This window comes from Criibacterium bergeronii (assembly GCF_001693775.2).
GTDB lineage: Bacteria > Bacillota > Clostridia > Peptostreptococcales > Filifactoraceae > Peptoanaerobacter > Peptoanaerobacter bergeronii.
Genome location: NZ_MBEW02000053.1, coordinates 1 through 3902, shown reverse-complemented (window position 1 = coordinate 3902; position 3902 = coordinate 1). Strand labels below are relative to the sequence as shown.

Here is a 3902-nt window from a genome sequence, read left to right as displayed (position 1 = left end):
GATGCAAAGGGACTTAAATTACAGAAGAATCATTGTAACGATGTATTTCTTACATGGTCAAATGTAGCAAAGTATATAGATGAGCTGCTTTCTAAAAATCTTTATCTTGAAGAAAAAAATATTGAAAGCAAGGTAGAGATAGAAGAACAACAAGAATCAAGTTATTATTCTAAAGACGATCCATATAATCTAATGACTGATGAAATGCTTGAGAAAGTTCCTGAGCTTTATGCACAAGAGGATGTCGCTTTAGCGGATAAACAGGTTCATGCAGCATATATCATTCCATTTAGAAGTAACTGGACTTGGTATATGACGGAATATGACAGGGAAAGTAAAGACGCTTTTGGACTTGTGCTTGGAATAGAGCCTGAATGGGGATATTTTAATCTTGAAGAGCTAAAGGAACTAAATGCACAAAGGCTCATTTTAGAGGATTTTCCAAAGACCTTTAGAGAACTTAAAGACAGTGAGCTTAAAAAGCAGATGGATGAACAGGAGCTTCATCATGTCTTTAACGGAGAGCTAAGTTTTGAGGAGAATAATATAGAGCTTGAAGCACCTGAAGAAATAGAAGAAAGCATACAGGCAGAACCTTTTCAGGCTACCTTATTTGATTACCTGAAGGAAAGAGAAGAAGTAGAGCTTAATGAAAAAGAGGAAAGTCTTTTAGATGAGTTTGCAGTTAAAGAAGGCGATACCATCTATTTTAATCATGAGGAGTACAAAGTAAGAGAGATTTCCAAAAATCAAATCACAGGAAGAAATGATTTGTGGCTTGATCCTGTAAGGCAAGGTAATCATCAAATACCGATTATATCCTTTACAGATGATGAGGATTTATTAAGACAAGTAAATCTTGAAAGACCTGAATTTATCATCGGTGATGAAGTGAAGTACAAGGGAAAAGACTGTACCATCACAAGATTTGATGATATGGGAAATAACCTAAAGACAGTAACGGTCAAGGATAATACAGAGTATCTTGGAGGTATGATTACAGGCTCCGATGTAATTCCTTATTACAAAGAAAGTGAGCTTGATAAAATCTTTGAAAATCTTACCAATGCAAAACCTGAAAAGACTTTTGAAGAAATAGAAATAAAGAAAAATGAAGCTCATAATTTCAAGATTACAGAAGAAACGATCTCTCAAAAGTTATCTCCAAGCGAGAGATTAAACAATAACCTTGAAGCAATCTCTATGCTTAACAGAGTGGAAAGTGGAGAACGAGAGCTTGATATTACAGCTCAGGAAGTTTTAGCAAAATATGTAGGCTGGGGAGGATTATCTGAAGTCTTTGATGAAAGTAAGGATGGACAGTGGAAAGAGGCAAGAAGCTTTCTAAAAGAGAACTTATCGCAGGCAGAGTATGAGGCTACAAGAGAATCTACTTTAACGAGCTTTTACACACCAAAAACTGTCATTGACGGAATATATAAGACGCTTTCAGGTATGAGATTTAAACAGGGAAATATCCTTGAACCTTCAATGGGTATCGGGAACTTTATCGGTAATGTACCTGATGAAATGAGTAAGTCAAAATTTTATGGCGTAGAGCTTGACTCGATAAGCGGTCGTATTGGGAAACTCTTATATCCTGAAAGTGAAGTACAGGTTAAGGGACTTGAAGAAACGGGATTTTCCAACAACTTCTTTGATGTCGCAATCGGAAATGTTCCCTTTGGAGAGTACAAGGTAAATGATAGAGAATACAATCGCAATAACTTCCTTATTCACGATTATTTCTTTGCCAAGTCCATTGATAAGGTAAGAAACGGCGGGGTTATCGCCTTTATTACATCTTCAGGGACAATGGATAAAAAAGACGAAAGTGTAAGAAGGTATCTTGCAGCAAGAGCCGAATTTTTAGGAGCAATCAGGCTTCCAAACGATACCTTTAAGGGTGTTGCAGGAACTGAGGTAACTTCGGATATTATCTTCCTAAAGAAAAGAGATAGCGTGTTAGAGCGAGACGAAGATTGGATACACCTTGCAGAAGATGAAAATGGTCTTGTATATAACAAATATTTTGTGGATCATCCTGAACAGGTGCTTGGTTCTATGCGTGAAGTGAGCGGAAGATTTGGAAAAACTCTAACCTGTGAACCGATAGCTTATTTAGGTACAGAGATAAACATGGCTTCATTAAAGGATCGTATCGAGATTGCAGGAGAAAGAATTTCAAAAGATGCCAAGTATGAAGAAATAGAGCTTTTAGATGATGAAATAACTTCTATCCCTGCAACCGATGATGTAAAGAACTTCTCATACACCTTAATTGATGATGAAGTTTATTATAGAGAAAACTCACTCTTTATCAAAAAGGAAGTATCAGACAAGAAAAAAGAAAAAATCAAGGATTACCTTGAGCTGAATGCTGCCTTAAAAGATGTGATTTACAAGCAGAAAGAAGATTTTAATGAAGAAGAAATTAAGGCTTCACAGGAAAAACTAAATGAAGTATATGACAATTTTTCAAAGAAACATGGCTTTGTAAATAACCTAAGTAATACCAGAGCCTTGAAAGAGGATAGCAACTTCCCGCTTGTTTCATCCATTGAAATCCTTGATGAAGAAGAAAATTTCAAGGCAAAGGGAGATATTTTCTCCAAAAGAACCATTACAAAAGCCAAAGTCATAGACCATGTGGATACCTCTTTAGAAGCTCTTGTTTTATCGGTATCTGAAAAAGGCTATGTGGATTTTGACTATATGGGAAGTCTTACAGGAAAAGACAGACCGACTTTAATTGAGGAGCTTCGAGGGGAAATCTACTTAAATATCAGAGAAGAACAAAACTTTTACAGACCGCTTTCATTTAACTTAGAGGATGGCGATTTACCTTTTGCCTGTGCTAATGGAAGCAATTCCTATAAATATGGCTATGTAACAAAGGATGAATATTTAAGTGGGAATATCAGGGATAAGATTGCCATAGTAGACAGCTACTTATCAAAGCTAAGACAAACGGAAAGAGAGCTTCCTCATCTTGGCTATGAAGAAAATGGAAAAGAAAAAGAGCTGATAAGCTATGAAATGAACCGTTTGGAATATCAAAAAGCAGAGCTTACAAAAGTTCTTCCAAAGGAATTGGAAGCAAGTGAAATCAATGTGCGTCTTGGTGCAACTTGGATACCGATTAAAGATATTGAGAAATTCATCTTTGAAATGCTAAAAACTCCGGGGTATGCCAAATGGGATATTAAGGTTAAATTTTCAAATCTCACAAGTGAATGGAATGTAGAGGGCAAAAGCAGGGACAGAGGAAATGACCTTGCTGAAATGACCTTTGGTACATCAAGGGTAAACGCCTATAAGCTGATTGAAGATGCCTTAAACCTAAAAGAAACAAAGGTATTTGACCAGATTGTAAATCCGGATGGCTCTAAAACTTCTGTATTAAATAAAAAAGAAACCATGCTTGTAGGACAAAAGCAGGAGCTATTAAAAGAAGAATTTAAGAACTGGATATTTAACGATCAGGAAAGAAGAAACCGTCTTGTAAAACTGTATAATGAGCGTTTTAACTCAATCCGCAACAGAGAATATGACGGAAGCAATCTCTCTTTTGAGGGAATGAATACAGAGATTGACTTAAGACCTCATCAAAGAAATGCCATAGCAAGAAGCCTTTATGGAGGAAATACCTTGCTTGCCCATGTAGTAGGAAGTGGAAAGACCTTTGAAATGGTAGCTTCCGCAATGGAGAGTAAAAGGCTTGGAATGTGCAGTAAGTCCTTGTTTGTTGTACCAAATCATTTAACAGGGCAAATCGGGCGTGAGTTTATGCAGCTATATCCGTCGGCTAACATTATGGTGGCTGATAAGAAAGATTTTGAGCCGAAAAACAGAAAGAGATTTATCGGCAAGATTGCCACAGGGGAATATGATGCGGTTGT

General features: G+C 36.7%; 1 protein-coding gene. It reads left to right on the top strand.

The window, feature by feature from the left end:
- Positions 1–3902: Eco57I restriction-modification methylase domain-containing protein (locus tag BBG48_RS10520; protein WP_330410388.1), on the top strand; the 3902-nt coding region annotated here is incomplete at both ends.